We start from the raw sequence: 25,081 nt of genomic DNA on the forward strand, positions 1-25,081 counted from the left end.
AGCCGGGTACCGGCGGGCACAGCCGGGTACCGGCGGGCACAGCCGGGTACCGGCGGGCACAGCCGGGTACCGGCGGGCACAGCCGGGTACCGGCGGCCCTGCACAACGCCTGACCATGACCGAACCGGACGCCCGCGACCGCGCCCAACTCGTTGTGACGGCCGACCAGTCGCGCCTGGTGCGGGCCCAGCCGCCGCCGGACACGGAGCGCTGGGCCGCAGCGCTGGGCGGCGACGCCGAGCGGCGGCCGTTCAGGGGAACCGCTGCCGAAACGGGCGTGACGGCGCCGGACGCGGTCGACACCTTCAGCCGTGACCCTGCCGCTGATCGCGCCGATGCTCGCCACACCCGGAAAGCTGCCGCCCGCCGCACAGGACGCCCGGTGGGCCTACGAGACCAAGCAGGACGGCCAGCGCGCGGTGGTCTACCTGCCCGGCGACGGCAGCGTGCTGCTGCGCGCCCGCTCCGGCGAGGACATCACCGCCGCCTACCCCGAGCTGCGACCGCTCGGCGGTGCCCTCGGCACCACCCCCGCGATCCTGGACGGTGAGGTCCTCGCCCTCGACGAACGGGGGCGCGCCGACTTCCAGTTGCTGCAGAGCCGTATGGGCCTGGCCCACGCGCCGGAGCGCGCGGCACGCCGGGCGGCACAGGTTCCCGTGCACCTCGTGCTGTTCGACGTGATGCACCTGGAGCGGTCCCTGCTCGCCCTCCCCTACACGCGGCGGCGGACACGGCTGGAGGAACTCGGGCTGGACGGGCCCCGCTGGTCGACCCCGGCCGCCGTCGTCGGACACGGAGCCGAGGCCCTGCGGGCGACCCGCGAGCACGACCTGGAGGGGGTGGTCTGCAAGCGGCTGGACTCGGTGTACGAGCCGGGGGTGCGTTCCCGTGCCTGGATCAAGATCCGGAACATGCGCAGCGAGGACGTGATCGTCGGCGGCTGGCTGCCCGGCAGGGGCCGGCTCGCCGGGCTGCCCGGTGCCGTGCTGGTCGGCCAGCGGGACGCCGGACGGCTGCGGTACGTCGGCGGGGTGGGCACCGGCTGGAGCGAGGCCGAGCGCACCGAACTGGCCGCACTGCTGCAGGCCGCCGAGACCGGCGTGTGCCCCTTCGACCCTGTCCCGTCGGTCTCCGGTGCCCACTGGGTGCTGCCCCGGCTGGTCGGCGAGGTCGCCTACAGCACCCGTACCCGGGCCGGGCTGCTGCGCCAGCCGTCCTGGCTCCGGCTGCGTCCGGACCTCGCGCCCGAGGAGTCGGCGGCGGACATCCCCGACGAACCGTCCTGACTCATCGTCACGATCCAAGAACTGGGCCCCACTTCACCACTGATACGCCTGTGACCCCTTGGCCCGGAAGTGAAAACCCGGGAAGCTGAACTCCCTTTGCCCCCCACAGCCGTTGGGCTGCGCCCAAAGAGGAGGACGCAGTGTCGTCACCGAAGTTCAAGGCACACCGCAGGAGATGGCTCACAGGTCTCGCCGGAGCCGCCACACTCGTCGTCGCCACCGCCACCGCCGCGTACGCCGACCCGCCGCAGGCGCTGCCCGCCAACGCCGAGCCCGCGGAGTTCACGTACCAGCCCGCCTTCGACTACGACACGGACGGCTGCTACTCCACCCCCGCCATCGGCCCCGACGGCACCATCAACGGCGGTCTCAAGCCGACCGGCGCCCTCAACGGCTCGTGCCACGACGCCTCCGACCTGGACAACACGAACAGCTACTCACGCTACAAGTGCAACAACGGCTGGTGCGCCTACCTGTACGGCCTGTACTTCGAGAAGGACCAGGCGCTGGCCGGGAGCAGCATCGGCGGCCACCGGCACGACTGGGAGCACGTCGTGGTGTGGGTGCAGAACGACCAGATCAAGTACGTCTCCACGTCCAACCACGGCTCGTTCACCGTGCACCCGGTGTCCGACGTCCGCTTCGAGGGTACGCACGCGAAGATCGTGTATCACAAGGACGGCATCCGTACGCACTGCTTCCGGCTCGCGAACTCCAACGACGAGCCGCCGGAGAACCACAAGCACACCTGGCAGTACCCGCCGCTGGTCGGCTGGAACGGCTACCCGGCGGGCCTGCGCGACAAGTTGAGCGCGTACGACTTCGGCAGCGCCAACTTCGGCCTGAAGGACAGCAACTTCGCCTCCCACCTCTCCTCGGCCGAGCCGTCCGGCATCCCCTTCGATCCCAACGCCTGAGTCACCGGGGGTTCCTGCCGCCCGAGCGCGGCAGGAACCCATGGACGCGGGAGCCCCGGCCGGGCAGGGCGGGTCCGGCGCACCCCTCTTCGACCGGCACGCGGGGGCAGGACTCTACCGGTAGTCGGGGCGCGCCGGAGGAATGCGGGCGATGTGCATGGGTGTGCCTCGTGAAGGTCTATCGTGTCCCCATGTCCGTCCCGGAACTGATCCGTATCGTCTCCCGTGACTCCCCGATGGCGCTCGCCCAGGTGGAGCGTGTCCGTGCCGAGTTGGCCGCCCTCCATCCGCAGGTGCGCACCGAGGTCGTACCGGTGAAGACCACCGGTGACAAGTGGCTGGGCGACCTGTCCAAGGTCGAGGGCAAGGGGGCGTTCACCAAGGAGGTGGACGCCGCTCTGCTGGCCGGGGAGGCCGACCTCGCGGTGCACTGTGTCAAGGACGTGCCGGCCGACCGGCCGCTGCCCGCGGGCACGGTCTTCGCAGCGTTCCTGAAGCGGGACGACATCCGTGACGCGCTCGTGCACCCGGGCGGGCTCACCCTCGACGAGCTCCCGTCGGGCACCCGGATCGGCACCTCCTCGGTGCGCCGCGTCGCCCAGCTGGCCGCCACCCACCCGCACCTGGAGTGCGTGCCGTTCCGCGGGAACGCCAACCGGCGGCTGGAGAAGCTCGCGGCCGGCGAGGCGGACGCGCTGTTGCTGGCGGTCTCGGGTCTGGAGCGGATCGACCGGCGTGACGTGATCACCGAGGTGCTGTCCCCGGAGACGATGATGCCGCCGATCGGCGCGGGCATCCTCGCCCTGCAGTGCCGTGAGGGCGACGCCGAGCTGATCGACGTCGTGAGCGGGCTCGGCGACCTGGACACGTTCCGGGAGGCGACGGCGGAGCGCATGTTCCTGCACGTCCTGCAGGGCCACTGCAACAGCCCGATCGCCGGTTACGCGCGCATGGACCGCAGCGGTGAACTGTCCCTGAGCGCCTGCGTGTTCACGCCGGACGGGAAGACCCGGCTGAACGCGCACGAGTGGGCGGGCCGGCTCGACCCGGCCACGCTCGGCACCTCGGTCGCCGTGTCCCTGCTGCGGCAGGGCGCACGCGAGATCATCGACGGCATCCCGCACTGACCCCCGCCATCGCCGCCGTCAGGCGGTACCCGGCTCCGTCTGGTCCTCCAGGTCCTTCAGGAAGGCGCTCACCTGGTGGGCCAGGCTGCCCGGGCCGGCACCCGCGGGAGCGGCCGCGACGGGCTCTTCACGCAGTTCGATGCCACCCGCCCACAGCCGGCGGTCGGCCCACTCCTCGTCGGCCCGCAGATGGACCTGTACGTCGATCTGGCCCAGGGACGCTTGCGGACCGGCCGCGTACACCACGGCGGTGGCCCGGCGCAGCGGGTAGACGTCGAAGCCCTCGATGAACTCGGAGTTGCGCCAGTCGATGAAGGCGCCCTCCCCGTCGGGGCCGACCCGGACGTCGATCTGGCCGTCCTCCAGCTGCACGCCGACATGGCGCGCACCGCGGTTCTCGATGGTCACCCGGACACTGAAGTACGTCAGCCCGACGGCCGCGTCGTCGCGTCCGCGCGGCGGCTCGGCCGCTTCCAGACGGTGGACGCGGACGCGCAGACCGGCATGCTCGTCGTACTCCTGCCAGTCCCCGACCACGTTCGGCTCGTACACAGTGCCCCTCTCGACCTCCGAGAGCTGCTGTCTATCTGTGGGCTCAGCGCACTGTCAAATGAGCGGAATGCACTGTGGCCAGATGATTCGCCCGCTTTGATCGTTGATCAAGCGCTGCGCAGGAAGAATCCCGTCACCGGGCTCCGGGACGAGGCCCGGGTGCGTGCCGCACATCACGTCCGGCGCAAGATCAGCGGGCGAGTCGGCCAAGCACTGACGAGGCCGCGGTGATGCCGAGGGCGGCGGCCACGAGCAGGACGCCGAAATCGGCGGCGAGGCGCGCAGCGCGTCGACTTGGTGACTCAGGGGATTGAACCTGCTGACCGCCTGGAGCCAGCCCGGCATGACGGAGACGGACCGAGGGCGTTGAGGGCGAAGAACAGCGGCATCGTGATCGCTTGAGTCAATCCCGGTCCACGAGCTGTTTCAGCCAGTGACGCCGGGCTGGAATCCGGACGCTGACCTGCACAGATCTCCTGACGGTAGAAGATCTTGTTGGCCTGGGGCAAGACCTCAAGACCCTCGCAGAAGCGGAGAACGGGTGGGGTGTCGGCGCCGGCGGTCCACTCGGCGCGAGAGCACCCTGCCGCTTAGGCACGGCCGCATAGGCACGGCCGCATAGGCACGGCCGCATAGGGCCGACATCAGGCGACACGGCCCCGGCGGCAGAACTCCGTCGGCCCCGCTCACGCACCAGTGGCTTCGCGGGTCAGGCTGCCGCACCGTCTTTGGGATGCCTCGGCGGGTCGACGCTATTGCCCGAGGGTTGAGATCGATCCGACGGCTGACCATCTGCTGTCAGCGAATCCGCCTGGCCGGGCGGTGATCCCGGTGCTTGTGTGTCGGTATGGAGATCCTGGTTCTGGGCGGAACGGCATGGGTGGCTCGGGAGCTGTCGCGACAGGCGATCGAACGCGGCCATCGGGTGACCTGCCTCGCGCGTGGCGAGAGCGGAGAAGTCGCGGACGGAGCGACACTGGTCGCCGCCGACCGGCGCGATCCGTCGGCGTACGAGCCCCTGCTCGACCGGGTATGGGACGCGGTCGTCGAGGTGTCATGGCAGCCGGGCTTCGTTCGTGGAGCGCTCGACGTGCTGGGCAGCAAGGCCGGGCACTGGGTGTATGTCTCGTCCGGCAACGCCTACGCCTCCCACGCCACGCTGGGGGCAGACGAGTCCGCGGCCCTGCTCGCCCCGACTGACCGGAGCGAGGTCGACCGCGAGTTGTACGGCGAGGCGAAGGTCGCCTGCGAGCAGGCGTCGACGGCCGCCGTGGGCGACCGCCTCCTCATCGCACGAGCCGGGCTCATCGGCGGCCCGGGCGATCACAGCGGGCGCTCCGGCTACTGGGTCGCCCGCGCCGCACGCGATCCGCGCGGGCCGATGCTGGTCCCCGACACACCGGCCATGCCCACCCAGGTGGTCGACGTGCGGGACCTCACCTCCTGGCTGCTCGACTCCTCGGAGACGGGAACCACCGGCACATACAACGCTGTCGGCCCGGTCGTTCCGTTCGAAGAGTGGATCGAGCTGTCCCGCGCCGCCGGCGGGCACACCGGTCCGGTGGTCAACGCCGAATCGGCGTGGCTGCTCGCCAACGGCGTGGCCCAGTACATGGGGTCCGAATCGCTGGCGATGTGGCTGGTTGAGCCGGGCTGGGAAGGGTGGTCGGCCCGGGACGGGTCCTCGGCGCGCGCCGCGGGGCTGCGTCACCGGCCCCCGGCGGAGGTGCTGGCCGACACGCTGCGCTGGGAACGCGAGCAGGGGCTGGACCGGGAAAGGCGCGCAGGCCTCAGCGCTCAGCGCGAGCGCGAGTTGCTCGACGCCCTCGGCTGACGGCGCTGGACCGGTCTCGCACACCCGAGCGTCTGTACAGGCGCCTTCCGCTCTGACTTCCCGATCTCCTGGTGGGTCCGGCCGAGAACGGTACGGCCACCGCGTGATCATCGGGGGTTGTGTGGACTCTCGTGAGACCCCGAACGGGATCTGCACCTGCGGCCGCTGCCGTACCGGTCCCTGCAACTCGGTCTGTCCGGTGAGGCCGTACGACGCTACGCGGACGAGTGGACGGTCGACATCCGCGACTTGACGTGCTCCCTGGCCTAAAGTCCAGGGATTCCAGCCTGGGTCGTCTGACCCTTCCGGGGGCTTCCTGCTTCATCGCGCTGTGCCGGGACTTGCGTCCTGGTCTTACCGGCGCTCTGCGAGGCGTTTAGCGTCTCTGCCCGTCCGGCGGCGACGATACGGCGTCCTTCGAAGAGGACGTTGCGGGCTGCGTTGTGGTCTCGGTCGTGCACGGTGGAGCACTCGCCGCACGTCCACTCCCGGACGTTCAGGGGCTTGGGGCCGTCCCGAAAGCCGCAGGCCGAGCAGACCTGCGAGGACGGGAAGGCCCGGTCCGCCTTGGCAAAGGTGCGGCCGTGCCTGACCGCCTTGTACTCCAGCATGCCGACGAACGCGGACCATCCCGCGTCGTGCACGGACTTGGCGAGCCGGGTGCGGCCGAGACCGGACACCGCAAGGTCTTCCACGTACACCGCTTGGTTGTCGCGAATGATCTGTGTGGATGCCTTGTGGTGGAAGTCCCGGCGCCGGTCCACCACGCGGGCGTGCTGGCGTGCGACCTTGATGCGGGCCTTGGCCCGGTTCTTCGATCCCTTGGCCTTGCGGGACAGCTCCCGCTGAAGGCGCTTGAGTTTCTTCTCGGCCCGGCGCAGGAAGCGGGGGCTGTCGATCTTGCTGCCGTCGGACAGGACGGCGAAGGCGGACAGGCCCAGGTCGAGACCGGCATCGGTCTCCAGGCCGGGGAGGATGTCCGGCTCGGTGTCGACGACGAAGCTGAGGAAGTACCGGCCGGAGCTGTCTTTGGTGATGGTCAGGGACGTGGGTGCGGCCGGCAACCGGCGGGACCACTTGACCTTGAGGTTGCCGACCTTGGCCACGTACACCGTGCCGTTCTCCTCAAGGGAGAAGGCGTTGGTGTTGAGGCGGATCGACTGCCGGGTGTCTTTCTTCGACTTGTAGCGGGGCGGCCCGACCTTGCGGCCCTGCCGCTTGCCCTTGATGGAGTCGAAGAAGTTTTTGTAGGCGGTGTCCAGGTCCCGCAGGGACTGTTGCAGGACGACCGCCGATACGTCGGCGAGCCAGGCGCGTTCCTCGGTGCGCTTGGCCTGGGTGATGCGAAGCCGGGACAGCTCGGCCGACTTCACGTACGGCAGCCCTGCTGCGTGCGCTTCCTTGCGGTCGCGCAGGCAGTCGTTCCACACCACGCGGGCGCACCCGAACGCACTCGCCAGCGCACGCCGCTGGGTGGCGTCCGGATACACCCGGTAGTTATAGCGCAACTGCATGTGAGCGACCGTACTAGAGTTGGTCTCATGGAGACAAATGACGGGTTCAGGCGGGGCAGACACGTGGTTTCGGCGATGCACGTTCATTTGATCTTTGTGACCAAATACCGGCGCGGAGTGTTCAACAACGTAATGCTGACGCGCTGCGAAGAGATCATGCGCAAGGTGTGCGAAGACTTCGAAGCGGAGCTGAAGGAGTTCAACGGCGAACGCGATCACGTCCACCTCCTGATCAACTACCCACCCAAGGTCGCCGTCTCCAAGCTGGTCAACAGCCTCAAGGGCGTCTCCGCCCGCCGGATACGCCTGGGGGCACCTCCCGGCCGAAGGCTGGGGGAGAGTTCACCGGCCACGTCAACCGCGCCATCATGCACGGCCACCTGTGGTCGCCCTCGTACTTCTCCGCCTCCTGCGGCGGAGCACCACTGGCGATCGTCCGCCAGTACATCGAGCAGCAAAAACGCCCGCTCTAACATGCACGTCAGAGCAGTCTTGAGATGCATTCATACCCGGCGTGAACGCCGAGGCTTTCTGCAAGATCCCTGGTAACCCCGCTCGGGCCAAGCCAAGTACCCCGTTCGCGACCAACTGGGGGCGTCCTGCCCGACGTTGATCGCCCCGGTGCCGGAAAGCCCGGGACCAGCAACCCGCCAGGCTCACACGTCACCTGGCCGTGCCGTCCGGCCGGCCATCACCGGGGAGGGCGGCACGGCCGGGGTCACGCGTCGGGGTTGGAGGCCGAAGGCGCTGGCCGCTGGTCACGGCGTATGGAAGCTGACCTCCGGGTAGGCCGAGGTGGGTCCGTTCAGAATGGGCTCCGGGACACCCCGTAGGTGGAGGTCGAAGAAGGCCGCGACGTAGGTGCGGGTGAGCTGGACGGAGCGCTGCGCAGAGAGGGTCGTGCCCGGCGGTTCGGGGATGCCGAGCTTGTCGGCGAGGACGGGTACATCGGTGAAGCTGGCGTGGTTGGAGCCTTCGAAGGTCAGCCATCGTTTCCAGCCCTTGAGCCGGCCCCAGGCGTCCGTCCAGGTGGGGTCCTCGCCAGCGCCCGTGGGATGGCCGATCATCATGAACGGCCGGCCGCCCAGGCCGTTGTCGGGGACGGGCACGAACATGGTGCCGTCGAGGTTGACCCCGGCCAGGACGCGCTTGTCGTGGGCCATGGTGGGGACGGCGGAGGCGCCGCCGAGGGAGTGCCCTGCCACGCCGATCCGTTTGGTGTCGATCATGTGGGCGAAGGGCCAGGCGGGGTGGCGGTGGCTGGTCAACGCGTCGATGACGAATGAGAGATCCTTCGCCCGGCTGTCCTCGATGGTCTGAGGCGGGTACGCGTCGGGGTCGTCGCAGACGGTGCAGGTGAGGGTCTGCCCGTCGGGGAACGTGGTGCCGGAGTTCTCGTACGTGTGGTCGACCAGGGCGACGACGTAGCCGCGGCTGGCCAGGTCCTCGGCAAGGCTGCTGATCTCCGTGCGGGGCATGGTGAAGCCGGGCGAAAGCAGTACCAGCGGGAACCGGCCGTGCAGCGGGATGGCATCAGTGCGCGACCAGGTGCGGGTTTCGCTGACCGCCTCGGGCGGAATGGTGGTGCCCGGCAACTTCATCTGGAGCATGAGCCGGGCTGCCTCGGTGGTCATGTACGGTGCGGGACCGCCGGTGCCGGGCCGGGCGGGGTAGTACATCGACACCATGAGCTGCCGTGGCCCTGCCGAGGGGACCCACGGGTCCTGGCGGTGCTCGTCGACGAGATGCAGGATGTCCCGGCCGACGGCGTGAGGCCCGGTCGGGGCGGGTAATTCGGCCGGCGAAGAGGTCGTGTCGGGGGCCGCGACGGTGCGGTGCACGGTGGCGGTGGCGGCCGACGCCGGGGTCGCTGCGACAACAGGCAGCGGCAGGACAAGGGCCAACACGACAGCGGTGGCTGCGCGACGGGTTCGTGTCATGGCGGTGACGCTAGAACGGGTGCGTCGCGGTGACGTCCCCTCAGAGATGGAAGTGGCATCACCTCAGAGATGTACATGGCCGGCCTTCACACCACCCAAAGACGTAGGCGACACGTTCTGCACTCGCAGGCCGAACGCAAGGGGTGCCGGCACGCAGCCGCTGGGACGGGCGTCTCCTGCCCGACCGGCGTGGCGCCCGAGAAGGGCTGATCGGACAGCGGCTGGTCTGCTTTCGAGCGGGGCAGCCGACCCTCTGTCGCGGAATGAACAGGGCGCATCCCGCCGCACCCAGTCGGCCAACAGGGTGTGCCGTGTCTGCGAGTACGCTGCCCGCATGACCGACGACATAGGACGGATGCACGCCGAGTTACAGCCGACCGCCGCCGCCGTGTACCGGACGCAGGCAGCGTGGGAACGTATCGAGACCTGGCTTCGCCAGTACGCCCCGGCCTCCGCCGCGCTGCTGCGCTTGCCCGCGACGGCCGAGCAGATCGCCGCAGCGGAAGACGCAATCGGCTACCGGTTCCCGCCTGCTCTGCGGGCGTGGTACCAGCTTCACGACGGTTCGGCCGGCGTCGACCCTGCGGACCCCGTCGGGAACTACGGGCACGTCGACTGGCTGCCTGCCGGCAAGGGCTGGCTGCCCCTTCAGTCCGTCCAGGTCCAGTACGAGCAGATGACGCAGCACTGGGAGCGCGAGCCGGGGTTGATCCCCTTTGCCTACAACACCGGCGACGGGTGGTACGGCTACTACGTCGACGCACGCGAGGACGAGTCGGCCTACGGCAACGTCGGCACCTGGGCTGTCGACCAGGAGAGCGAACCCATCGGCAGGCCGCTTGCTGACTGGCTCGAAGAGATCGCGTCCGCCCTGGAAGAGCGGCGCTGCCTGCGCGACCCGGACGGGGCCGAGGACGAGTTCAGTCAGCCGGTCATCCACGACGCGGGCCTGACGTGGATCGATCCGAGGGACGGCTTCAAGGACGACATGACGTATCTGCGGGATCTGTAGGAGAAATGCCAACGGCCGGCCCGGCGGGAACATACTCCGCCAGGCCGGCCGCGTTCGTTCATCCGTGCTCTACGGTTGCGGCGTGCACCTCACGGTTGCCTTGGTCGCGTCGCAGTTCGCGAACTCGGGGAAGGCCACCCAGTACTCATCTTCGTCCAGCAGGTGGAACTTGCCGGCCGCCGCGAAGGTACCGGAAAAGCCGCCCATCGACCCGGAGTTGATCCACGTCGACATGGAGGAGCGTCCGCAGACCTCCTTCCAAGTCGGCGCCGCCTCGCGGATCTCGTCGTACAGATGCCATTCATCCTGCTTGACGCGGGTGGCGTAGGTCTGCACGCACTGGTCTCCGGACGTGACCGGGTTCAGACCGTCCAGGTTCGACGGCATGCCGCCGCTGTTGTAGGTCGACGCATAGGCGAACTCGTCGCAGGACCGGGTGTCATTGGGGCGCTGGTCCGGCAGCAGCGTCGTGTCCGGGTTCCCCCTGGCGACGGCCCAGCCCTTCCCATCCACCTGGGGGCAGATGACCTTGCGGTTGTCGTTGGGATCACGACCGTGCTGGTTCAGCGTCTTACCCGGCAGGTATTTCATCGGTGTGCCGGCCGCCTTGCTGCCGGGGTGGTTGGGCAGCTTCGACTGGACCAGCCAGCCGTGCGCGATGGCCGGCGGATATTTCTTGAAGTTCATCACCCACGTCGGCTTGTACGCCGAGAACACACAGCCGGGCTTGCTGGCACTGGCCACCTTGTCGCAGCGGATGTTGACGTCCGGCACCGAGGTGCCGAGGTCGCCGTCCCACTCCTTGATCGTGCTCGGTGTGGACGCGTGCCACTTCCACACCAGCTGGACAGAGTAGATCTTGCTGGTGTCCGTGCCCGTCGCTGTGTGGGTGAACGTGACGTAGGTGCTGTGCAAATCCGCGCCAGTGGTGCTCCATGTCGGGGGAGCGGACCATTCGGGCGCGCTGGTGGAACACTGCGGGGTGCAGGTGAACTCGGGGCGCACCGTCAGCGGACCCCATTCGGACTGCTTGCCCTCGAAGTCCTTGAAGTAGACCGGCACCAACCACCACCGCTGCTGGAACGTGGTCGACTGCGGGTCCAGCTTCACCTGGATCTCGGAGGCGAACATGGCGTCGCCCACGAGGATCGTCTGCCCGTTAGGCAGATTGCTGTAGGTGTAGCTGTGCAGCGGTGTCGCCCGCTTCAGACATGCTTCGGTGCGCTTGATGTAGTCCTTGCCGGTGTTGAGGTTGTCGCACCAGGCGAAGAAGTTGCCGGCCGATGCCCTGGCAGTCAGCTTCTTCCGCACGGTCGCCCGCTGGGCTTTCGTCAGCTCGCCCGGATCTCCGGCGACCAGGCAGTTGATCTTGTCGGGTGCCGTGCGCGTGCAGCCCTTGCCGAGGGGTGCCGGCAGGGCGTTCTTCGTCAGCGGCGTGGGCGGTGCGGGCATGTTCCGCTGGGCAACCTGCGGCTCCTGGTAGGAGTCCAGGTCGACACTCGGTGCCTGCGGGTCGGGCTCGGGCAGCTTGATGTCCACCGCGCGGTCACGGATCTTGAACTTCGCCCACGGCGACCATTCGGTCTCGTACAGGGCGCCGTCGTAGGCCGAGGTGTGGAAGAAGTACGTGGTGTTCGGCTTCAGCCGGCCGTAGTCGACGGTGACCTGAGCGGTCTTGCCCGAGTCCACCATGGGCGACACCAGAACGCCGAACTCGCTGTCGTTCAGCTTGACGCGACTACCAGGCTTCCCGTCGGCGCCGACGGTCCAGACTTCGAAGGTCAGGTTCGCCTTGTCGTTGTCCGGGTCTGTCACCGTGTTTCGCAGGGTGACCGTGGAGCGGTCCACCTGCCACACGCCCGAAGTCTCATGGAACGTCGGGCCGGCGGACGGGTTCTTCCCCGATTCCGGTCGGCCGTTGGCGGCGAGGGTGACCCGCTCCGGGCCGGCTGCCGGCCTCGCTGCCGGCGACGTGGGGTCGCCACCCGAACTTGTAGCCGACGCAGTCCCCTGGACGGATAACGGCACGACCGCCAGCACGATCGCGCACAGAGCGGCATGGGAGTGGAGACGGCGGTTCCTGAACCACCGTATGTGTTCTCGCACGAAGACCTGTGTCCTTCCCCGTAGAATCTTCAAACATTTGTGCGAATTCGTACACAAGTGCAAGACCGTACGAGGAGGTTCACGGGGGTCGAAAGATTGTTACCGGACAAAGCGCGGGTGCGGCTGAAACTGTCGGCTACACACTCGGCGCATCCCGGGATTCGGCCACACCGGCGTCAGGCGCACGGGTGCGCAGGCACTCGCGGATGTCCAGGGCGGCGTTGGTGACGCGAGTGGAGACGACCGCGCCGGCGCAGTTGGCGGTGGTGGCACATCTTCCACTCCACCTACCCTGACCTTCGAGACTTCGGATTCTCGCCCTCCGGGCAAACCCTTGCCGTCGTGGCGAGCAGTGATCCGTCCTGCTTTCGCAGACCCCTACACGGGCGCACCTGTGTGCGAGCATTCCCCATGCTCTTTGTTGTCTTTGCCCTGCCCGCGGGGATGGTGCTCACCGCGACCGTGATCGGCCTCGTCAAGCATGCGGTGCAACGGTTACGGGAAGGAGGCCGGCCACGCCTGGCAAGCCCCAGACCCCTGGCACTCGTCGCCGGATCCGCTGCGGCCAGCGCATTCCTGACCTTCAGTCACGCCGACCTCCTGTACTCACCCGGAATGTACGGGGACAAGACCTGCATGGTCAGAATGGGCGTCAGAACCTATCCGCAGTCGCACACCTACTTCCCCCTCAGCACGGTCTGCAGCGGCGTGGAGATAGTCCCGCCCTGGGTCAACCCGACGGTCACAGCACTGCTCGCCCTGACGACAGCGACTCTCGTGGCCCTGCCGTTCGCCTATCTGGTGCGCCGCTCGTCTGCCACGACGGCCTGACGCTGGTGGCTCGCTCGCTCGGGCTGGAGACCAGGGTTACGCCGCCGAAGCCGACCTTTGACGTGTCGCGAATCGGGACGGCCCGGCGAGCGGAGGTCGCACGCCCGTCCGGGGCGGCCGGGCGTCCCGGCGCGCCGCAGGTGCGCCCTTGAGGACGACGGAGTTCTCGTCGACCTGTACGAGAGGCACCGTCACCAGAAACCTCGACAGCGAGCCGCTTCCCGCTTGGGAACGCAATCAACTCCAGGGCGTGCGGTGGAGCGGATGCCACGGACCGCGGCCCGGCACCACGGTCCGTACCGGCGGTGCGGCGCTCGGGTGGTCAGCGGGCCTGGTCACCGTGCCGGGGGCCTGCGCGAGTCCGGTGGCCCACAGCTGGTCGACACGCGAGCGCTCGGTGGCGTTCGGGTAGCGGTTGGTGCAGGACGGGCCGGCGCCGCCGCCCGACATCAGCTCACTGCACGGCCCGCTGTAGTCGTCCTGCAGGCCCAGCACGTGCCCGGTCTCGTGGGTGGCGACGCGGACCGAGTCGTACTGCCGGCTCTGGGTGTAGTCGAGGAAGACGTAGCCACTTCCGTGGCCGTCGGTGGAGGCGTAGGACCCGCGCGGGTCGTTGCCCTCGTAATAGGAGAAGTCAGCACCGCTCGACGCCTCCTGGAGCTTGACGTTGGACTCGGAGCTGTTCCAGATCGAGGCCGCGCTCGATATCTGCGAACGGAAGCTCGGTGCCTGGGAGGCGTTGTAGTAGACAGTCACCGCCTGCGCGTTCGGCTGGGCGGCGCGCTTCTCGGCGACGGACTTGAGCACGGCCTCGAAGAACGCCTTGTTGTTCGCGGCCTCCTCAACCGACCCGGCGTACCGTGCCACGGAAGTACCGGCGGCAGCGGACGGGGTGGCGGCCGCCTGGGCGCTCGCCGGCACCGCCGCGCCCAGTGCGCTGGAGGCCAGACCCAGGCCGATGGCGAGTGCGAGGAGTCTCGCGGATGTTCGGGACGACTGCATGTGGGGGGGGCTCCTACTCACTCGGTGACGCCGAGCGCCCGGTGCGCGGTCGACTCTGCGGGAACACCGGTGCCGAACTGCGGCGACGTCCTGTGGGTCGACATTGTTAGAACGGCTCGACAGGGAGCGCAAAGGGTCCCGCCACTACGTCGCCTCGTAGGTTCCCGGGACCTCGCCAGGGCAGTGCGCGGGTCTCCGGTCCGCACATGGCGGCAGGAGGGGAAGCTGTCGCGGCGTCAGAAGCCTTACGTCACGGGGCAACGGGCGTGCGTGTCGGCCGGGCGGAATCCCGGGACGCACGGCGGGATCCACATCCGGGCCAAGACGGACAAATCCTTAGATGTCGGCCATGCCTCGTCTACTAAGCATGCCGGTTTGTTGGCGGGGCGCTGTGACCGACGTCATAGAACATGAGCTTCCGTCCCTTTCGCGCCCCACCGGCCCCGGGGCCCCAGGGAGTCACCCTCGGCGCTGGGCGGCACCCCTCACCGCTGAGCCGCCGCCGCTCAGTCCTGATCGGGATGGAGGCCGGGCCCGCCGTACAGCCCGGCGAGCGGCGTGGGGACAAGGTCGGTGGGTTCTCCGCCCGCCTCCAGCAGCGTGTTCGCCGCACCCGGCGACTTCGGGACCGTACGGGCCGGGCGGTCGTCAGCCACGCGAACGAGCAACTCGGCAAGCTCCTCTTCGTCGGCCTCGATGGCTGCCTGATCGGCTGCCGTCAAGCTCGGCGACTCGGTACTGCCGGTCACGTCCAGCCTCTCCAACAGGTTGATCGCCGCGTCTGTCACGAAATCCGGGTCTTCCGAGGCGAAGAAGTCGGCCGAGGTCAGTGGCCCGCAAGCATCAACGAAGGTCTCTGGCAGGAGGTACGCGACCGGCGCACGTACCGTGCCCCGGCTGTCCGGGGCAGCCAGAACGAGGACAACCGTTGCTACTGGCTGCGCGGCATCGTGATGTGCAAACGGTGCGGCGTGCACGGTCGTTGTCCACGAACACCAGATGGCTCGGCACCGTGAGGTTCAGACGCTCGACGGTGTCTCGGCAGATCCTTTCCTGACGGTCAACGCCCGTCTGGTCGTCGTCGTTCGCATGCGAGACGCGGCAGTAGAGCGCGGCCCTCCCTCCGCTCCAGTCAGCAGCGCTACGGCGGGCCTGCCGGCGGAGGGACAATCGGGAGATGCGGCGGTCTGCCAGTGGCTGACGGTCTGTCTGCTGTTCGTCTGCCTCCACGGAAAGAGCTTGTGGACAGCCAATCGCCTGCCCGAAGCCCATCAGGCGGTCGCGGCTGAGCACGATGCCCGCGATGGTCATCGACAGGCAGGAGAAGAAGTCGGAGGCGAGGACCACGGCCGCCGCGACGCCGAGCAGACGCAGCGGGTTCCAGGCGAGCGCGACGCCCAGCAGGACGGTGATGAGGATGACGACGACGGCCTGGATCAGCGACTTCACCCCGGTCGGGAATGCCTTGCCGGTGATCAGCACCGAGCGCGGGGGGCGTGACGAGGAGCTTGTTCAGGATGCCGGCGTCCCGGTCCCAGATGATCTGGATGCCGTGGAAGATGGCGATGAACATCGCGGACCGGGCGATGATGCCGGGCGCGAGGCAGTCGATGCAGGGGATGCCGCCGGTGGGGATCGCCCGGATCCGGGTGAAGGTCTGGCCGAAGACCAGCAGCCAGAGGGCGGGCTGGACCGCCCTCGTGTACAGCTCCGTGCGGTCGTGGCGCAGCTTCTGCAGTTCGACAGCGCGCATCGCGACGACCCGGGCGGGCAGCACCCGCCAGCCCGCGGGCGCCGGGGCGGCCGCAGCAGCAGATCCATGCCGTCCGGGGGACGGGGTCAGCCGACTCGGTTGGCGGTGCGGCGGGGGCTTCGGACATCGCCGAGCCCCGCGTCATGATCCCTCGGCCTCCTCGCGCAGGGTGACGGCCAGTTTGCGCAGCGCCGGGAGTGCGGCCCGCAGCGCGTCCTGGTCCGCCTCGCCGAGCCGGTCCACGTGCCGCGCGACGAGGGCCGCCCGGCGCCGCCGCCAGTCCCGCAGCCGGTCGCGGGCCGCCTCGGTGAGTCGCAGGCGCGCGGCGCGGCGGTCCGCCGGATCGGTCTCCCGGATCAGGCAGCCGTCCTTGGCGAGCCGGTTGACCAGGGTCGACACGGAGTTGCCAGCCAGATACAGCTCCTTGGCGGCCTCCGAGATGCCGATGCCGGGCCGGGCCTCGACCAGGCGCAGCAGCTCCACCTCGGCGCCGCGCAGCGGTGGGGTGGTCAGCCCGCCGCTGCCCAGGCGGCGGCGGATCAGCCGCTGGATGCCGACCAGGGTGTCGGCCAGCTCCTCCGGGAAGGTCTTCCGTTCACCCGATGCCACACTCGGAAGGTATCTCTCTTGCAGAGGCATCTCCTCCCGAAGGACGGTCAAGGCGGACGCCGCCGACCGGATCCGCATTGTCACGATTTCGGGTGAATTGTTTTGTTGTAGCCCGTCGGGGGAATCGGCATATGAGTGCTTCGGACAGGAGGCACGTCCGTGGGAGCCGGTCCGCCGAGTACCCCGGGTGCCCCCCTTACGGTCCCCAGAGCACGCCTCCCATGGTGTCTGTCACCACCTGCCGAGGGAGGTGCGCACCCTCATGGGTACCACCACCAGAACGAAGCCCCATCCCCATGACGACGCCCCCGACACGGCCGAGGCGTTCGAGCGGCTCGCCGTGCTTCCGCAGGGCCCGGCGCGCCGGGCGCTGCGGGATGAGCTGGTCAGGCTCTGGCTGCCGATGTCCGAGCGGATCGCCGTCCGGTTCCGCGGCCGTGGGGAGGCCCTGGAAGACCTGTACCAGGTGGCGGCCCTGGGTCTCGTCAAGGCCGTCGACCACTACGACCCGGCGCGCGGCCGAGCCTTCGAGGCGTACGCCGTGCCCACCATCACCGGTGAGATCAAGCGCCACTTCCGTGACCACATGTGGACCCTGCATGTGCCGCGGCGGGTCCAGGACCTGCGCAACCGGGTCCGGAGCACCAGCAAGGAGCTGGCGCAGACGCTCCCGGGCCGGGCGCCCACGGTCGCCGAGATCGCCGAACGCGCACAGCTGACCGAGGACGAGGTACGCACCGGTCTCGAAGCCCTGGAGTGCTTCTCTGCGCTGTCGCTGGACGCGGAGATGGCGGGAACCGAGGGGTACGCCCTGGGCGACGCCCTCGGCGGACCCGACCCCGGCTACGACCTCGTCGTCGACCGTGCCGCCGTCAGGCCCTGTCTGCAGGCGCTGCCCGAGCGTGAGCGCCTCATCCTCTATCTGCGCTTCTTCCGGGGGATGACGCAGAGCCGGATCGCCCAGCAGCTCGGGATCTCGCAGATGCACGTCTCCCGGCTGCTCAGCGGCTGTTTCGAGCGGCTGCGCGAGGATCTGCTCGCCGAGACGGGCTGAGCCTCACTCCGGCGGTGCCCCCGGAATCTGCGTCGGTCCGTACCGGTCGAGGGCGTCCTCCAGCTCGGCGCGGATCTCCGGGGGCATGTCGCCGGTGCGGCCCCAGAGCAGGATGAACTCCGCGACACTGCGCAGCTTGATGTTCGTGTGCTGGGAGACCTCCTTCAGCACCGCCCACCCTTCGTCCGGTGTCACCCGCCCCAGTGCGACCACCATCCCGATCGCCTGGTCCACGACGGCATGGGAGGCGACCGCCTCCTTCAGCTGCTGGACCTCTTCCTCCAGCCCGAAGATGAGTTCGGCCTCGCTCTGGTCGCTCTCGCCCACTCATCCATCGTGTCACCCGTCCGGCCGTGTGCCAGCGGGGTACTCGGCAGGCGCCCGAGCCGATTCCGGTTGGACACTGGTGGAAGACCGGTGACCACCGGTCTCCGACACCAGGACGCGACTGCAATGAACCACGACACGACTTTCCCCAGCGGCGCGAAGAGGAAGAAGGAGGTCGTCTCCACCCACTCCGTCTTCGGCGCACCCTGCTGGGTGAGTCTGACCAGCCGTGACCTCGAGGCCACGGAGGATTTCTACGGGGCCGTACTGGGCTGGCGATGGCGGAACGCCAAGCTCGGTGATCACTTCCGGATCGCGCTGGCGGGCGGTGTGCCGGTCGCCGGGATCGCCGCGGTCGCCGCCATGTGGCAGATGGCGGTGACCTGGACGCCGTACTTCGCCGTCCCGGACGCCAACGAGGCCGCGGCCCGGGCCCGGGAACGCGGCGGTACGGCGGCGGTCGGTCCGCTGTCCTTCCCGCCGGGCCGGGCGGCGCTGCTCGCCGACCGGGACGGAGCGATCTTCGGCATCTGGGAGGGGGAGCTCATCTCCAACTGGGAGACGTGGCGGCGGGCGGCACCCACCTTCATCAGGCTGCACACCCGCAACGCCTTCGACTCCGCCCTGTTCTACGGCGAGATCCTCGACTGGGCCTCGGACCGTCCCGGCTGCTGCGAGGTCGAGTACGAGGGCGGTGAGGTGGTGCTGCGCAGCCGGGGCGACGTGGTGGCGCGCATCGACTCGGGTGCGGTGGAGGCGGCTCCCGATCCGTCGGTGCGGCCGCACTGGCAGATCCACTTCGCCGTGGCCGACGTGACGGACTGCGCGCGGGCCGCGGAGAAGCACGGCGGCAGCGTGCTGCGGGAGGAGGAGGAAGAGGCGGTGCTGCGGGATCCCGACGGCGCCCAGTTCACGGTGACCTCACGCCGCGAACACTGACGCCTCCGGCGCTGCCACCCCTGCCGTCGCTCTCCCCTGCCGTCGCTCTCCCTGGCCGTCGCTCTCCCCTGCCGTCGCTCTCCCTGGCCGTCGCTCTCCCTGGCCGTCAGCCGTTCCCGTTCCGGGCGTCAGCCGTTCCGGGCGTCAGCCGTCCGGGCGGTCCTGCCGGTGGTGCGGGACGGGCGGGACAGCAGGACGAGGCTGCGGGCCTCGACCCGGAGTACCGTGTCCGCCTTGCGTTCGCGCTCGTCCAAGATCCCCTCGGGGTCGGCGGTGTCGATCAGGGTGGTCCAGCGCTCGCCGTAGGTGCGGTCGGGCAGGCGGAAGTCCACCGGCTCCCAGTAACCGTTGAGGAGCAGCAGGAACGAGTCGTCGACCACACGCCGCCCGTACGGGTCGCGTTCGGCGATGGCGTCGCCGTTGAGGAACACGCCGACCGAGTGCGCGTCGGAGCGCTGCCAGTCGCGGGCGGTCATCTCGCGCGCGTCGGGCAGCAGCCACACCAGGTCGGGCAGCGGCTGGTCGACGTGAGTGACCGTCTCGCCGCGGAAGAAGCGCCGTCGGCGCAGTACGGGATGGACGGCGCGCAGGGCGATGACGTACCGGGTGAAGTCCGTCAGCGTGCGCTGCTCGTCGGTCGTTTCCCAGTCGGTCCAGGAGACCTCGTTGTCCTGGCAGTAGGCGTTGTTGTTGCCGCGCTGGGTGCGGCCCAGCTCGTCGCCGTGGCTGAGCATCGGGATGCCCTGCGACAGCAGCAGCGTGGCCAGCAGGTTGCGCTGCTGGCGGGCGCGCAGCTCCAGGATCGCGGGGTCGTCGGTCTCGCCCTCCGCGCCGCAGTTCCAGGACCGGTTGACGCTCTCGCCGTCCCGGTTGCCCTCGCCGTTGGCCTCGTTGTGCTTGTCGTTGTAGGAGACGAGGTCGCGCAGGGTGAAACCGTCGTGCGCGGTCACGAAGTTGACACTGGCGCGGGGGCGCCGTCTGCTGTGCGCGTACAGGTCGGAGGAGCCCGTGAGCCGGGAGGCGAACTCGCCGAGCGAGCCCGGTTCCGCCCGCCAGAAGTCCCGTACCGCGTCCCGGTATCTGCCGTTCCACTCCGACCACAGCGGCGGGAAGTTGCCGACCTGGTAGCCGCCCTCCCCCACGTCCCAGGGTTCCGCGATGAGCTTGACGCGGCTGATCACGGGGTCCTGCTGGATCAGGTCGAAGAACGCCGACAGCCGGTCCACCTCGTGGAACTGCCGGGCCAGTGTGGCCGCCAGGTCGAAGCGAAAACCGTCGACGTGCATCTCGGTGACCCAGTACCGCAGCGAGTCCATGATCAGCTGGAGCACGAAGGGGTGCCGCATCAGCAGGCTGTTGCCGGTGCCCGTGGTGTCGTAGTAGTGCGCCCAGTCCCCGTCGACGAGGCGGTAGTACGAGGCGTTGTCGATGCCGCGGAAGGACAGCGTGGGGCCGTGCTCGTTGCCCTCGGCGGTGTGGTTGTAGACCACGTCGAGGATGACCTCCAGGCCGGCCGCGTGCAGTGCCTTCACCATCGACTTGAACTCGTCGACCTGCTCTCCGCGGGTGCCGAACGCGGCATAGGCGTTGTGCGGGGCGAAGAAGCCGATCGTGTTGTAGCCCCAGTAGTTGGACAGGCCCCGGTCCTGGAGCACGCCGTCCTGCACGAACTGGTGCACCGGCATCAGCTCGACCGCGGTCACGCCGAGGGAGGTCAGATGCTCGACGACCGCCGGGTGGGCGAGGGCGGCATAGGTGCCGCGCAGCCGGGGCGGGACGTCCGGGTGGGTGCGGGTGAGTCCCCGCACATGGGCCTCGTAGATCACGGTGTCCGCGTACGGCCGCCGGGGCGGCCGGTCGTCGCCCCAGTCGAAGGACGGGTCGGTGACGACGCCGAGCATGCAGTGCCCGGCGCTGTCGGCCGGGGCCGGGCCGGCCGGGGCGCGCTCGTAGAGCGAGGCGTGGTTGTCGATCTGCCCGTCCACGGCCCGTGCGTACGGGTCGAGGAGCAGCTTCGCCGGATTGCACCGGTGGCCGAGGCCCGGGTCCCACGAACCGTGCACCCGGAAGCCGTAGCGCTGTCCCGGCCCGATCCCGGGCACATGACCGTGCCAGACGAAACCGTCGACCTCGGTCAGCGGGACACGGGTCTCCGTGCCCGCGTCGTCGACCAGGGCCAGGTCGACCTGCTGGGCAACCTCGCTGAACAGGGCGAAGTTGGTGCCCTGTCCGTCGTAGGAGGCGCCCAACGGGTAGGGGTGCCCGCTCCAGACGGGCACCCCTTTCGTCTTCGGACGTGCCGTCACCGGGCGTCCTCCAGGGCGGCGTCCGCCGCGTCCACCACGTCCAGCGGCGTGGCCAGTGCGGCCACGGGCTCCCCCCGCGGCACTTGACGCACCTGGCGCAGGCTGGGCGCCGGGGCCGTCGGGACCAGCGGGACGCGCTCGGCGGAGCGGGCGCGCTGCGAGAACCAGATGATCTTGCTGCCGGTGTCCGAGGCGCAGCAGCCCCAGCCGTCGCTCGTCGCGGCGATGTGGGTCAGACAGGCGCGCAGGTCCTGGTCGGGACGCAGATCGCGGTCGTCCCCGCCGACGGCGGTGATCAGATGCTGGCCGTTCCACCACATCTCGATCGACGTGTATTTGTCCGTCGCATGCTCGTCGATGGCCCGCAACAGCAGTTCGGCGCCGCGGCAGACCGGGTCCACGAGGTTCTCGAGGTCCCAGTAGCGGAGGTGGGCGGCCAGGATGCGGCTGACCTGTCCCACCCGTTCGGGGCTGACTTCCACGTCGAGGTGGTAGTAGCAGGGCACTGCGGTCTTCATCGTCGCTTGCTCCTCTGCTCCTCACCGGCGAAGCTCCCGCTCGTTCACGCCCCCCTCGGGCAACGGCGCCCCGATCACCGAGCGTCGAGCACTGATCGCTCCTGAGTCAGATCCACAGTGCGGGCACTACGCCATTCGTGCAACACGAGGACACTCCCGAGGTGGTTGAAGAACCAACAAGACGCTGAGTCGTCACCCGTGCACCATGTGTGAAAGTGCCTCGATCGCCGTAACGGATCCGTGCCTCTCCGCGCACGGAGACCACCCGATCGTCGGGAAGCGCGCCCAGTCGAGAGCGTCGGAGGGTGAAGAGGGCCATGCTGCTACCCGCTAAGGCCGAAGTGGCCCGGCAGTTGCGGCGGTACCGGGCGTGGGAACGCGTGATGCTCGCCTCGCCGGGTGACCGCGCGGTGCGGGCCACGTTCGAGGACTCGGGATACACCCTGTGCGTGCTGATGGGGAAGCGCTGCGCCCGGGAGGCCGCCGACGCCGCCGAACGCTATCTGCGCTCGAGCCTCGGCGGCTATCTGCAGGAGCAGGGCGGGCGGCCGCACGGGAGCGGCGCGGCGCGGCGGGCTCCGCCGTGGGACTGGCGTTCCAGGGCGGGAAGGAACTGACCTTCCGGCACTTTTCGGATTCCGAGCCGGCCCTGGGCCCGGCTTCGCGCACGGCGAGGTGAGACCCATGAGTTCGACTCCGGCCATCGGCCGAGTTCCGGTTCGCGACGTCCGGCCGGCCGTGGAGTGCGGCAGGCGTCCGGCGAAGGCTGTCGTCGGGGAGACGTTCCAGATCTCCGCGACCGTCTTCCGTGAAGGCCATGACGCCGTCGGCGCGAACGTGGTGCTGCGCGACCCGGAGGGCCGCCCCGGCCCGTGGACGCCGATGCGTGAACTCGCCCCCGGCACCGACCGCTGGGGAGCCGACGTCACTCCGGACGCGACGGGCCGCTGGACCTACCTCGTGGAGGCCTGGGGCGACCCGGTGACCACATGGCGCAGGACCGCCCGCATCAAGATCCCGGCCGGTATCGACACCGGGCTGGTCCTGGAGGAGGGCGCCGACCTCCACACCCGGGCGGCCTGCGGGGTGCCCGAGGGCCCGGAGCGCGAAGCGGTGCTCTCCGCGGCGCGGGCGCTGGACAACGACAAGCTCTCGCTGGAGGCCCGCCTCGGGGCGGCGTTGGCGCCGGAGGTGGACGAGGTGCTGGCGCGGTATCCGCTGCGGGAGTTGGTGACCGCGTCGGATCCGATGCCCCTCCTCGTGGAGCGCGAACGCGCCCTGTACGGCTCCTGGTACGAGTTCTTCCCGCGCTCGGAAGGCACGCCCGAGCAGCCGCACGGCACGTTCGCAACCGCCGCCCGCCGCCTCGACGCGATCGCCGCGATGGGCTTCGACGTGGTCTACCTGCCCCCCATCCACCCCATCGGGACGACCTTCCGCAAGGGCCGCAACAACACCCTCGACGCCCGTCCCGACGACGTGGGCGTGCCCTGGGCGATCGGCTCCCCCGAGGGCGGCCACGACGCCGTCCACCCCGCCCTGGGCACCTTGGAGGACTTCGACCGGTTCGTGGACCGGGCCCGCGGGCTGGGCCTGGAGGTGGCCCTCGACTTCGCGCTGCAGTGCTCCCCGGACCACCCCTGGGTGCACAAGCACCCCGAGTGGTTCCACCACCGCCCCGACGGCACGATCGCCTACGCGGAGAACCCGCCGAAGAAGTACCAGGACATCTACCCCATCGCCTTCGACGCGGACCTGGACGGCCTGGTCGCCGAGACCCTGCGGGTGCTGCGGCACTGGACGGCACACGGCGTGCGGATCTTCCGGGTGGACAACCCCCACACCAAGCCGGTCGTGTTCTGGGAACGGGTGATCGCCGGCGTCAACGCCACCGACCCGGACGTGATCTTCCTGGCCGAGGCGTTCACCCGCCCCGCGATGATGCACACCCTCGCGCAGATCGGTTTCCAGCAGTCCTACACGTACTTCACCTGGCGCAACACCAAGCAGGAGCTGACCGAGTACCTCACCGAGCTGTCCGGGGACGCCGCCGCGTACATGCGGCCGAACTTCTTCGCCAACACCCCCGACATCCTGCACGCCTACCTCCAGCACGGCCACCGGCCCGCCTTCGAGGTCCGCGCGGTCCTCGCCGCCACCCTCTCCCCCGCCTGGGGCATCTACAGCGGCTACGAACTGTGCGAGAACACCCCCCTGCGCGAGGACGGCGAGGAATACCAGGACTCGGAGAAGTACCAGCTCAAACCCCGCGACTGGGCCGCCGCCGAACACGAGGGACGCACCATCGCACCCCTCATCACCCGCCTCAACACCATCCGGCGCCGGCACCCCGCGTTGCGGCGCCTCAGGAACCTGCGCTTCCACCCGACGGACAACGACGCCGTGATCGCGTACAGCAAACGCACCGGCTCGGACACGGTCCTGGTGGTCGCCAACCTCGACCCTCACCACACCCAGGAGGCCACGGTCTCGTTGGACATGCCGCAACTCGGCCTGGACTGGCACGCCGACCTGTCCGTGCACGACGAACTGACGGATGAGACCTATCACTGGGGCAGGACCAACTATGTGCGCCTCACGCCCGGCCGGGCACCGGCACACGTGCTCCATGTCGAGCGATCGCCCGTCGCGCCACAGAACGGAGGGCCCAGAGCGTCATGACTGTCAACGACCCCGTCCCGGACACCTTCGAGGACACACCGGCCAGGGACCGGGACCCGGAGTGGTTCAAACGCGCCGTGTTCTACGAGGTCCTGGTCCGCTCCTTCCAGGACAGCAACGGTGACGGCATCGGCGACCTCAAGGGCCTGACCGCCAGACTCGACTACCTACAGTGGCTCGGCGTCGACTGTCTCTGGCTGCCGCCCTTCTTCAAGTCCCCGCTCCGGGACGGCGGTTACGACGTCGCCGACTACACCGCCGTGCTGCCCGAGTTCGGCGACCTCGCCGACTTCGTGGAGTTCGTCGACGCCGCCCACCAGCGCGGCATGCGTGTCGTCATCGACTTCGTCATGAACCACACCAGCGACCAGCACCCGTGGTTCCAGGAGTCCCGCAAGAACCCCGACGGGCCCTACGGCGACTACTACATGTGGGCCGACGACGACAAGCAGTACCCCGACGCGCGGATCATCTTCGTCGACACCGAGGCCTCCAACTGGACCTTCGATCCCGTCCGCGGCCAGTACTACTGGCACCGCTTCTTCTCCCACCAGCCGGACCTCAACTACGAGAACCCGGCCGTCCAGGAGGAGATCCTGGCCGCCCTCCGCTTCTGGCTGGACCTGGGCATCGACGGCTACCGCCTCGACGCGGTGCCCTATCTCTACACGGCCGAGGGCACCAACTGCGAGAACCTCCCGGCGACCCACGAGTTCCTCAAGCGGGTGCGCAAGGAGATCGACGCCCAGTACCCGGACACGGTCCTCCT

General features: G+C 69.3%; 21 protein-coding genes and 4 pseudogenes. 13 read left to right on the top strand and 12 right to left on the bottom strand.

What is annotated here, in order from left to right; all coding sequences use genetic code 11:
- Positions 1 to 311: 311 nt before the first annotated feature.
- The 3 genes from ACIPSA_RS39040 (at position 312) to hemC (ending at position 3,333) form a co-directional block, all read left to right on the top strand.
- Entirely contained in the window at positions 312 to 1,289 is a 978-nt protein-coding gene (locus ACIPSA_RS39040) for an ATP-dependent DNA ligase (protein ID WP_402643768.1), read from the top strand.
- A 140-nt stretch (positions 1,290 to 1,429) separates the two neighbouring features.
- The gene (locus tag ACIPSA_RS39045; RefSeq protein WP_402643769.1) at positions 1,430 to 2,206 is read left to right on the top strand and encodes an NPP1 family protein; all 777 of its coding nucleotides are present in this window, start codon (positions 1,430 to 1,432) and stop codon (positions 2,204 to 2,206) included.
- Between the two features lie 191 nt (positions 2,207 to 2,397).
- A complete protein-coding gene (gene hemC / locus ACIPSA_RS39050; protein WP_402643771.1) occupies positions 2,398 to 3,333 on the top strand; it encodes a hydroxymethylbilane synthase in 936 nt (311 codons plus the stop codon).
- An 18-nt stretch (positions 3,334 to 3,351) separates the two neighbouring features.
- Here the strand turns inward: hemC and ACIPSA_RS39055 are convergent, their stop codons facing one another.
- Both ACIPSA_RS39055 and ACIPSA_RS39060 read right to left on the bottom strand, forming a co-directional pair.
- Positions 3,352 to 3,885, bottom strand: a complete 534-nt coding sequence (locus ACIPSA_RS39055) for a hypothetical protein (RefSeq protein ID WP_402643774.1) — start codon at positions 3,883 to 3,885, stop codon at positions 3,352 to 3,354.
- Between the two features lie 190 nt (positions 3,886 to 4,075).
- Positions 4,076 to 4,295 (bottom strand): annotated as a pseudogene (locus ACIPSA_RS39060) (ABC transporter permease); the annotation flags it as partial.
- A gap of 437 nt (positions 4,296 to 4,732) precedes the next feature.
- Between ACIPSA_RS39060 and ACIPSA_RS39065 the strand changes: the two are divergent.
- The gene (locus tag ACIPSA_RS39065) at positions 4,733 to 5,719 is read left to right on the top strand and encodes an NAD-dependent epimerase/dehydratase family protein (protein WP_402643776.1); all 987 of its coding nucleotides are present in this window, start codon (positions 4,733 to 4,735) and stop codon (positions 5,717 to 5,719) included.
- 135 nt (positions 5,720 to 5,854) lie between these two features.
- Positions 5,855 to 5,974: pseudogene (locus ACIPSA_RS39070) on the top strand (DUF4291 family protein); the annotation flags it as partial.
- Positions 5,975 to 5,985: 11 nt separating this feature from the next.
- Here the strand turns inward: ACIPSA_RS39070 and ACIPSA_RS39075 are convergent.
- Complete coding sequence (locus tag ACIPSA_RS39075; protein ID WP_402643778.1) at positions 5,986 to 7,233, bottom strand: RNA-guided endonuclease InsQ/TnpB family protein; 1,248 nt, start codon at positions 7,231 to 7,233, stop codon at positions 5,986 to 5,988.
- A gap of 27 nt (positions 7,234 to 7,260) precedes the next feature.
- On the opposite strand from ACIPSA_RS39075, the pseudogene tnpA reads away from it, so the two are divergent.
- A pseudogene (tnpA, locus tag ACIPSA_RS39080) lies at positions 7,261 to 7,706 on the top strand (IS200/IS605 family transposase).
- Between the two features lie 285 nt (positions 7,707 to 7,991).
- Here tnpA and ACIPSA_RS39085 read toward each other — a convergent pair.
- Positions 7,992 to 9,173: an alpha/beta hydrolase family protein gene (locus tag ACIPSA_RS39085; RefSeq protein ID WP_402643780.1), complete on the bottom strand. Its 1,182-nt coding sequence runs from the start codon at positions 9,171 to 9,173 to the stop codon at positions 7,992 to 7,994.
- 334 nt (positions 9,174 to 9,507) lie between these two features.
- On the opposite strand from ACIPSA_RS39085, the gene ACIPSA_RS39090 reads away from it, so the two are divergent.
- On the top strand, positions 9,508 to 10,185 hold the full coding sequence (locus ACIPSA_RS39090) for an SMI1/KNR4 family protein (protein ID WP_402643782.1): 678 nt from the start codon (positions 9,508 to 9,510) through the stop codon (positions 10,183 to 10,185).
- A 69-nt stretch (positions 10,186 to 10,254) separates the two neighbouring features.
- On the opposite strand, the gene ACIPSA_RS39095 is transcribed toward ACIPSA_RS39090, so the two are convergent.
- Complete coding sequence (locus ACIPSA_RS39095) at positions 10,255 to 12,042, bottom strand: hypothetical protein (RefSeq protein WP_402643784.1); 1,788 nt, start codon at positions 12,040 to 12,042, stop codon at positions 10,255 to 10,257.
- A gap of 894 nt (positions 12,043 to 12,936) precedes the next feature.
- On the opposite strand from ACIPSA_RS39095, the gene ACIPSA_RS39100 reads away from it, so the two are divergent.
- A complete protein-coding gene (locus tag ACIPSA_RS39100) occupies positions 12,937 to 13,122 on the top strand; it encodes a hypothetical protein (RefSeq protein ID WP_402643787.1) in 186 nt (61 codons plus the stop codon).
- Between the two features lie 237 nt (positions 13,123 to 13,359).
- On the opposite strand, the gene snpA is transcribed toward ACIPSA_RS39100, so the two are convergent.
- The 4 genes and pseudogenes from snpA to ACIPSA_RS39120 all read right to left on the bottom strand — a co-directional run bounded on the left by snpA (position 13,360) and on the right by ACIPSA_RS39120 (position 16,516).
- Complete coding sequence (gene snpA, locus ACIPSA_RS39105; RefSeq protein WP_402643790.1) at positions 13,360 to 14,124, bottom strand: snapalysin; 765 nt, start codon at positions 14,122 to 14,124, stop codon at positions 13,360 to 13,362.
- A 506-nt stretch (positions 14,125 to 14,630) separates the two neighbouring features.
- The gene (locus tag ACIPSA_RS39110; protein ID WP_402643793.1) at positions 14,631 to 14,912 is read right to left on the bottom strand and encodes a hypothetical protein; all 282 of its coding nucleotides are present in this window, start codon (positions 14,910 to 14,912) and stop codon (positions 14,631 to 14,633) included.
- Between the two features lie 454 nt (positions 14,913 to 15,366).
- Positions 15,367 to 16,004: pseudogene (locus ACIPSA_RS39115) on the bottom strand (ABC transporter permease); the annotation flags it as partial.
- 14 nt (positions 16,005 to 16,018) lie between these two features.
- Positions 16,019 to 16,516 (bottom strand): MarR family winged helix-turn-helix transcriptional regulator, encoded by a 498-nt coding sequence (locus tag ACIPSA_RS39120; protein WP_402643796.1) that lies wholly within the window; start codon positions 16,514 to 16,516, stop codon positions 16,019 to 16,021.
- 232 nt (positions 16,517 to 16,748) lie between these two features.
- Between ACIPSA_RS39120 and ACIPSA_RS39125 the strand changes: the two genes are divergently transcribed.
- Positions 16,749 to 17,540 carry an RNA polymerase sigma factor SigF gene (locus ACIPSA_RS39125; protein ID WP_402643799.1) on the top strand — a complete coding sequence of 264 codons (792 nt, stop codon included), beginning with the start codon at positions 16,749 to 16,751 and terminating at the stop codon, positions 17,538 to 17,540.
- 3 nt (positions 17,541 to 17,543) lie between these two features.
- On the opposite strand, the gene ACIPSA_RS39130 is transcribed toward ACIPSA_RS39125, so the two are convergent.
- Positions 17,544 to 17,867, bottom strand: a complete 324-nt coding sequence (locus tag ACIPSA_RS39130; protein ID WP_402643801.1) for an ANTAR domain-containing protein — start codon at positions 17,865 to 17,867, stop codon at positions 17,544 to 17,546.
- A 126-nt stretch (positions 17,868 to 17,993) separates the two neighbouring features.
- Here ACIPSA_RS39130 and ACIPSA_RS39135 point away from each other — a divergent pair, with 126 nt between their 5' ends.
- Entirely contained in the window at positions 17,994 to 18,806 is an 813-nt protein-coding gene (locus ACIPSA_RS39135; protein WP_402643803.1) for a VOC family protein, read from the top strand.
- A 128-nt stretch (positions 18,807 to 18,934) separates the two neighbouring features.
- On the opposite strand, the gene glgX is transcribed toward ACIPSA_RS39135, so the two are convergent.
- Together glgX and ACIPSA_RS39145 are read right to left on the bottom strand one after the other, a co-directional pair.
- Positions 18,935 to 21,112 carry a glycogen debranching protein GlgX gene (gene glgX / locus ACIPSA_RS39140; RefSeq protein WP_402643805.1) on the bottom strand — a complete coding sequence of 726 codons (2,178 nt, stop codon included), beginning with the start codon at positions 21,110 to 21,112 and terminating at the stop codon, positions 18,935 to 18,937.
- Positions 21,109 to 21,630: a pep a2 gene (locus ACIPSA_RS39145; RefSeq protein WP_402643808.1), complete on the bottom strand. Its 522-nt coding sequence runs from the start codon at positions 21,628 to 21,630 to the stop codon at positions 21,109 to 21,111. The genes glgX and ACIPSA_RS39145 overlap by 4 nt, the downstream gene beginning before the upstream one ends.
- A 317-nt stretch (positions 21,631 to 21,947) precedes the next feature.
- Here ACIPSA_RS39145 and ACIPSA_RS39150 point away from each other — a divergent pair, with 317 nt between their 5' ends.
- The 3 genes from ACIPSA_RS39150 to ACIPSA_RS39160 all read left to right on the top strand — a co-directional run.
- Positions 21,948 to 22,247, top strand: coding sequence for a DUF5133 domain-containing protein (locus tag ACIPSA_RS39150; RefSeq protein ID WP_402643809.1), 300 nt, complete (start codon positions 21,948 to 21,950; stop codon positions 22,245 to 22,247).
- Between the two features lie 67 nt (positions 22,248 to 22,314).
- A complete protein-coding gene (locus ACIPSA_RS39155; protein WP_402643812.1) occupies positions 22,315 to 24,312 on the top strand; it encodes an alpha-1,4-glucan--maltose-1-phosphate maltosyltransferase in 1,998 nt (665 codons plus the stop codon).
- On the top strand, positions 24,309 to 25,081 hold a 773-nt coding region (locus ACIPSA_RS39160; RefSeq protein ID WP_402643815.1), incomplete at its 3' end, for an alpha-amylase family glycosyl hydrolase. The genes ACIPSA_RS39155 and ACIPSA_RS39160, both read left to right, overlap by 4 nt.

This window comes from Streptomyces sp. NPDC086549 (assembly GCF_044746205.1).
GTDB lineage: Bacteria > Actinomycetota > Actinomycetes > Streptomycetales > Streptomycetaceae > Streptomyces.